6 protein-coding genes and 1 pseudogene are annotated in these 6,267 nt (G+C 65.2%); 3 read left to right on the plus strand and 4 right to left on the minus strand.

All coding sequences use genetic code 11. From position 1 onward, the window contains the following. Nucleotides 1-2: 2 nt before the first annotated feature. Nucleotides 3-392, minus strand: coding sequence for a nuclear transport factor 2 family protein (locus ACIQ42_RS02160; RefSeq protein ID WP_397399945.1), 390 nt, complete (start codon nucleotides 390-392; stop codon nucleotides 3-5). Nucleotides 393-419: 27 nt separating this feature from the next. Next, a complete protein-coding gene (locus ACIQ42_RS02165) occupies nucleotides 420-1,694 on the minus strand; it encodes a serine hydrolase domain-containing protein (protein ID WP_397420583.1) in 1,275 nt (424 codons plus the stop codon). Nucleotides 1,695-1,872: 178 nt separating this feature from the next. Between ACIQ42_RS02165 and ACIQ42_RS02170 the strand changes: the two genes are divergently transcribed. Further along, nucleotides 1,873-3,585, plus strand: a complete 1,713-nt coding sequence (locus ACIQ42_RS02170; protein ID WP_397420584.1) for a hypothetical protein — start codon at nucleotides 1,873-1,875, stop codon at nucleotides 3,583-3,585. 41 nt (nucleotides 3,586-3,626) lie between these two features. Here ACIQ42_RS02170 and ACIQ42_RS02175 read toward each other — a convergent pair whose 3' ends face one another. Together ACIQ42_RS02175 and ACIQ42_RS02180 are read right to left on the minus strand one after the other, a co-directional pair. Next, nucleotides 3,627-4,367 carry an enoyl-CoA hydratase/isomerase family protein gene (locus ACIQ42_RS02175; RefSeq protein WP_397399942.1) on the minus strand — a complete coding sequence of 247 codons (741 nt, stop codon included), beginning with the start codon at nucleotides 4,365-4,367 and terminating at the stop codon, nucleotides 3,627-3,629. A 149-nt stretch (nucleotides 4,368-4,516) separates the two neighbouring features. Beyond that, nucleotides 4,517-5,131, minus strand: a complete 615-nt coding sequence (locus ACIQ42_RS02180; RefSeq protein WP_397420585.1) for an NTP transferase domain-containing protein — start codon at nucleotides 5,129-5,131, stop codon at nucleotides 4,517-4,519. 29 nt (nucleotides 5,132-5,160) lie between these two features. On the opposite strand from ACIQ42_RS02180, the gene moaA reads away from it, so the two are divergent. Both moaA and ACIQ42_RS02190 read left to right on the plus strand, forming a co-directional pair. Continuing rightward, entirely contained in the window at nucleotides 5,161-6,186 is a 1,026-nt protein-coding gene (gene moaA, locus ACIQ42_RS02185) for a GTP 3',8-cyclase MoaA (protein ID WP_397420586.1), read from the plus strand. A gap of 1 nt (nucleotide 6,187) precedes the next feature. After that, nucleotides 6,188-6,267 (plus strand): annotated as a pseudogene (locus ACIQ42_RS02190) (molybdopterin synthase sulfur carrier subunit); the annotation flags it as partial.

Genomic DNA, 6,267 nt, shown 5'->3' on the forward strand with positions numbered 1-6,267 from the left:
GCTCAGGCCTTGGCCAGTTGTTCGCCCATCAGGCGGTGCAGAAGGTTGATCGCCTTCAACGGTCGGATCATCACCTTGAAGTTCACGATCCGCTGGCCGTCGTCGCTGAAGGCCAGCATATCGATACCGTTGATCCGGATACCCTCGACCTCGGTCTCGAACTCCAGGATGGCGCCGCCGGCATTCCGCCATTCGCCGGTGTAGCGAAACTCCGGCCCGCCCAGTACCTGGTCAGCGCCACTCAGATACTTGAACGCGATCTCACGGCCCCGCTGCGGGGTATGCACCACCGGGCTTTCGAACACCGCGTCCGGGTCCAGCAGGTCCCAGAGCGCGGTCTTGTCGTGTGACGCCATGTAGGCGTACCAGCCGTCCAGCGCGGGCAGGGTCATGAGCGGTCTCCCGAATGGTCGAACAGCCTACTTCACCAGGGCGTCATAGATCCACGCGCGGTTCTTGCGCTGGTATTCCTGCGCAAATTCGCGGGCCTGGACCATGAACACCATGAACACCTCGTTCTTGGGGTCGACCCAGAACTCGGTCCCCGCAATGCCCCACCAGGAAAACGTGCCCGCCCCCGGCCGCTGTACCTTCTCGTCCTGCACCAGGCTGAAACCCAGCCCAAACCCCATGCCGGGGCCGGGGAAGAACAGGCCTGCACGGCGGATCTCCGGCGTGGTCTCATCCTGGCGCATCCGCAAGAGGGTCGCAGGTTTCAGGATGCGCACGCCCTTGTACTCACCGTTACCGGCCAGCATCAGCACGAACCGCAGATAGTCCTCCGTGGTCGACGACATCCCGCCACCGCCGGACAGGTAGGGCGTGGGTCTGGCGTAGTCAAAATAGACGCCTGGCTGGTTGTTCTTCGGCTCCGCAAATCGCGCCCGCCGTGTTTCCGGTTGCCAGAACAGGGTGTCGGTCATCCCCAGCGGCCCGGTCACCCTTTCCCTGACCAGCACGTCCAGCGGCTTGCCGCCGGCCACTTCGACCACTGCGCCCAGCACGTCGGTGGAATGGGAATAGTTGAAGGCCGCGCCGGGCTCGCTCTTGAGAGGCAGCCCCGCCAGCAGCCTGGCGTACTCGCGCGCCGTCAGGTCGTTGCGGTTCTCGCCGCCCGCCGCCCATACCTTCGAGATCGGCGCATTCGGCTGGATGAATCCATAGATCAGCCCCGAGGTGTGGCTCATCAGATGCCGCACCAGCATCGGCGTCTTGGCCGGCACGCGCGTCCCGTCAGCCTGCCAGACCATCAGGGTTGCATACTCCGGCAGGTACTTTGAAACCGGATCGTCCACGCTCAGCTTGCCCTGTTCCACCAGGGTCATGGCCGTCACCGAGACAATCGGCTTGGTCATGGAAAACACCCGGAAGATCGTCTCGTTGCTCACCGGGGTGGTCTGGCCGGGGCCCTGAACGCCGAAACCCTGCTCGAACGCCACCTTGCCGCGCCGTCCCACCAGCAGATAGGCGCCGGCGATCTTGCCCGAGGCCACGTCGACCGCCAGCGCCTGGCTCGCCACATCCAGCCTGGCCGGATCAAATCCCAGCGCCACCGGGTCGGCCCGAACGATGGAGGAGGCCTTCGGGTCAACGGTCCGGGCCACCGCCGGCCCCTGCGCCAGACCGAGCACCGCCAGGGCGAGCAGTATCTGCGCCGTCCGGGTCTTGAATGGGTTGCAGGTGAAACTGGACATTCGGGCACGTTTCCTGACGACTTGGTTTTGTTGCAGGCTAACCTCGCGCCGATTCATCACGCCAGTATTTCCGTCGCGGATATCTTTCCGCGCTATGCGCTCCTGGCTTGCGGGATAACGAAGTTCACGGCAAGGTTGGAAAAGCGGCGTCGCCGGCGCCGGCCACCTGAGGTCGAGTATGCCCGCCGCTTTCACATCATCCCGGGCGACCGGCAACGCCCTTCTCGACACCATAGACACGGGTTTCCGCTGGACCGGAACCATCGGCTACAACCGGGTCGACCCAGACAATCCGGCTGAGGTATCCGCCTTTTCGGCCGCCCTGCCGACGATCTACGTCACCCAGGGTATCGGCCTGACCAACGCCATGTGGAGCCTGGTGGGTCGCTCATTTGAGATATTGCACAGCTTCGCCAACATCACGTTTGAACTGACCAATGCGGCGGACGCAAACTACTTCGTCAGTGACTTTTCGCGTCCCGACTCGCCCAACACGGCGGGCATCGCGGCACGTCCAGGCAACACGCCAATTCTGGCCTTCAATGTCGGTACCTGGGAGACCTATTCAGATCAGCAGCAGATCTGGATTGTTCTGCACGAACTCGGCCACACGCTTGGCCTTCGCCACCCGACCGGCACCCCGCCCGAGCTCGATTTCAGCCAGTACACGATCATGTCCAGTGACTGGTTCACGCTGGGGGATTTCGACGTCGGCGGCGGTTTGCCGCTCACCCCAATGGCCCTGGATGTCGCCGTTCTTCAGGCCAACTATGGCGCCGCCGCCAACAATGTCGGCGATACACGATATTCGCTGAGCCGCCTTGTCCTTGATGACGACGGTTCGGACGGGACCATGCAGAATGGCGGGGGCTACATCTGCATCTGGGATACCTCCGGGACCGACACCCTGTCCTACGGCGGAACCACCGCAGCGCTGCTGAACCTGAACGCCGCCACGCTGCTGACGACGGCCCTGATCGGTGACCTCGCCGACGTGATCGGCGATGTGGTGTTGAACTCTTCGATCTTCGCGGGGCTGTCGGCCTTCACAAGATCCGAGATCATCGACCCCGTACGCTCTGCAGGTGGTTTCTTTTCATCGCTCCTGCAGGACGGCCGTCGGGAGCCGGGCGGCTACGTGATCGCCAATGGCGCCCGTATCGAATCCGCCAGTGGGGGAAGCGGCGGTGACCTGATCATCGGCAACGCCTTCGCCAACACCCTGCGCGGCAACGGCGGCGCCGACAATCTGTTCGGCGGATCCGGCGATGACAGCCTCGAGGGCGGCGCCGGCGATGATCGGATCTTCGGCGGTCTCGGCAACGACACGATCACGGACGACAGCGGCGTTTCGAACTATCTGCGCGGCGACGAGGGCGACGATCTGTTGATGGGTGGCTCCGGCTTCAACGACATCAACGGCAACATGGGCAATGACACCGTTGTCGCCGGATCAGGCGATTCCTGGGCGGTCGGCGGCAAGGACAATGACAGCCTGTCCGGCGGCGCGGGACAGAATCTGGTCTACGGCAACCTTGGAAACGACACCTGCGACGGCGGCGCGGGCGCCGATACGATCCGCGGAGGTCAGGACAACGACATGGTCTCCGGCGGCGACGGCGCCGACTTTCTTTCTGGCGACAAGGGCGACGACACCATGACCGGCGGTAGCGGCGCCGATATCTTTCACACCTTCGGTGACGCCGGAATCGACCGGGTCCTGGACTTCAACCTGAGCGCGGGCGACCGGGTGCAGCTTGGGCCCGGGACCCAGTTCACCACGAGCCAGGTGGGCGAAGACACGGTCATCAACATGACCGGCGGCGGCCAGATGGTTCTGGTTGGCGTTTCGCTGACCACGCTCACCGGAAACTGGATCTTCGGCGCCTGACCTTCGCAACCCGCGAGGAACGCGAGGGCTTGTGTCCGACGTCAGCCGGCCCCGCGGCGCGCAATCATCAGCATCTGGGCGCGCTCCTCGATCTCCATGGCGGTGTCGAGGCTGACAGCGTCAAGTGTGGCGTCGAAGCTCCGCTTCGACAGACGCAGCGCATCAGGCCGCGCCTTCAGCATGTCGGCGGCCAGCGCCAGACCATGGGCGTCCAGGTCGTCATCGGGCACGGTGGCCGACACCAGTCCCAGGCGAAGTGCGTCAACGGCGTTGATGGGCCGGCCCGTCAGCAGCATCTCGCGCGCACGGGAAACCCCGATGGTGCGCTGCAGGCGCCAACTCACCCCCAGTTCCGCGCCAGACAGACCAATATTGATGAAAGCCGAGTGGAAGGCTGCGCTTTCTCCGGCGACGATCACGTCACAGGCCAGAGCCAGGGTCAGCCCACCACCGGCGGCCGGGCCCTTGACCAGGGCGATCAGTGGCTGCGGGCAGGCGCGCATGGCCTTCATCAGATCACGCAACACCCAGTCGCCCCTGGGGCCGTCACGCAGGGCGTCGGGCTGACCCATGGCCTTGAGATCGGCGCCCGAGGAAAAGGCCCGCCCCGCACCGCGGATCACGATGACGCGGGTGTCCTCGTCGCGCCGCCGGGATTCGAAATGCGCGAGCAACGCCTCGGCCATCGGCTGGTTCAGCGCGTTGAGACGGTTCGGACGATTGAGGGTCAACCGTTCCAGGCCATCCCCCAGCATCTCGGACACAAGAATGTCGTCGTCCATGGGCTCTCCGGTTCTAACACTTTCAGACAGCATGGCGCGGCAGACCGGCTGAGGCAATCTCGAGCGCCACCTCACCCATCGGACAGGTCAAATCAGCGAACACGGGTTCTTGAGGTGTGTGGCTCTCGCGCCCGTAGCCCGTCTCAAGATCAAGGTCCAGGCGACCTTCCCGGCAGATCCTCCGGCCTGTCCACATCGAAAAGGACGCCGTCGTCGGGACTTTCGATCAACGCCAGTCGCGCGCCCAGCGTCTGAAGCAGGCTGCGGGCGCCGGAGTCACCTTCCAGCACAGCAACAGCCGGAAAGAGACCGCGGCCAAGTACGACCGGGTTTCCACGCCGTCCCTGAAACACCGGCGCGGCGGCGGCGGCTCCGAGGCGCACAGCCTCGGACATCGGCCGCAGCGTGCTTGCAGGCACGCGCGGCATGTCACCCAGAAACACGAAGGCGCCCCTGGCGTCTTTCGGCAGGCTGGCGATCCCGGCCCGGAGCGAGGCGGCCATCCCCTCGGCGAACCCCGCAGCGTGGACCTGCCGGATCGAGGCATCAAACGCCTGTACACAGGCGGCGACCTCGACTGCGTCTGCACCGGTGATCACGGTCAGGGAATCTACCGGCGCGGCCCGTGCGATATCCAGGGCGGCGTGCAGCAAGGGCGCACCGTTCCAGTCCGCCAACAGCTTGCGGCCGCCGAACCGCGTAGCCGAGCCGGCCGCCAGAACCACCGCATGGAACCCGTCGTTTAAGTCTGGCTCTGTCGCCAAGCGCCCGCTTCCCCTATCTTGTCGATCGAATGACGCCATACGACGACATCGCCGCGCCGCAAGCGCCACCCCTGATCGACGGTCTGGGCCGCACCGTGTCCTATTTGCGGCTGTCGGTCACGGATCGCTGCGACCTGCGCTGCGTCTACTGCATGGCCGAGCATATGGTGTTCCTGCCCAAGTCCGAGGTGCTGAGCCTTGAGGAACTGGACCGGATCGCCAGCGCCTTCATAGGGCTGGGCACAAGGAAGCTGCGTCTGACCGGCGGCGAGCCGCTGGTGCGCAAAGGCATGATGGGCTTGGTGGCCGCACTGGGTCGTCATCTGAGATCCGGCGCCCTGGATGAACTCACCCTCACCACCAACGGCACCCGTCTGGCCGAGTTCGCCGGACGGCTGGTCGAGGCGGGCGTGCGCCGGATTAATGTGTCGCTGGATACGCTGAAACCCGACCTGTTCCGCACGCTGACCCGGGGCGGCCAACTGGCCAGGGTGCTGGATGGGATCGCCGCAGCAAGGGCGGCGGGCCTGGCGATCAAGATCAATGCCGTGGCGCTCAAGGACGACAACGCCGCCGAGATCCCGGAGCTGATCCGTTGGGCGCATGGCGAGGGTCACGACCTCACCCTGATCGAGACCATGCCCATGGGCGAGATCGAGGTGGACCGGACGGATCAATATCTGTCGCTGGCGGACGTCCGGCGCGAGCTGGAGAGTTTCTGGACGCTTGAGGATCTGCCGCTCTCGACCGGCGGTCCGGCGCGCTATGTGCGGATCAGGGAGACCGGCGGTCGCCTGGGCCTGATCACCCCGCTCAGCCATAACTTCTGCGAGACCTGCAACCGGGTGCGACTGACCTGCACAGGCACGCTGCACACCTGCCTGGGCCAGGATGACGCCACCGACCTGCGCGCCGTGTTGCGGGCTGGCGGCAGCAACGCTGATCTTGTTCAGGCCATCCGTCAGGGCATCGCCGGGAAGCCCCGCGGCCACGACTTCGAGATCGCCCGCAGACAGCCCGCCGTCGCCCGTCACATGTCCACCACCGGCGGCTGAGATGGCGCGCGTGCTGCTGTTCGGACGGTTCCGCGATCTCGCCGGCTGGCGGGAGCGGGAGATCGAGGCCGCGACGTTGTC

The organism is Phenylobacterium sp. (assembly GCF_044372605.1).
In the GTDB taxonomy this organism is placed as follows: Bacteria; Pseudomonadota; Alphaproteobacteria; order Caulobacterales; family Caulobacteraceae; genus Phenylobacterium.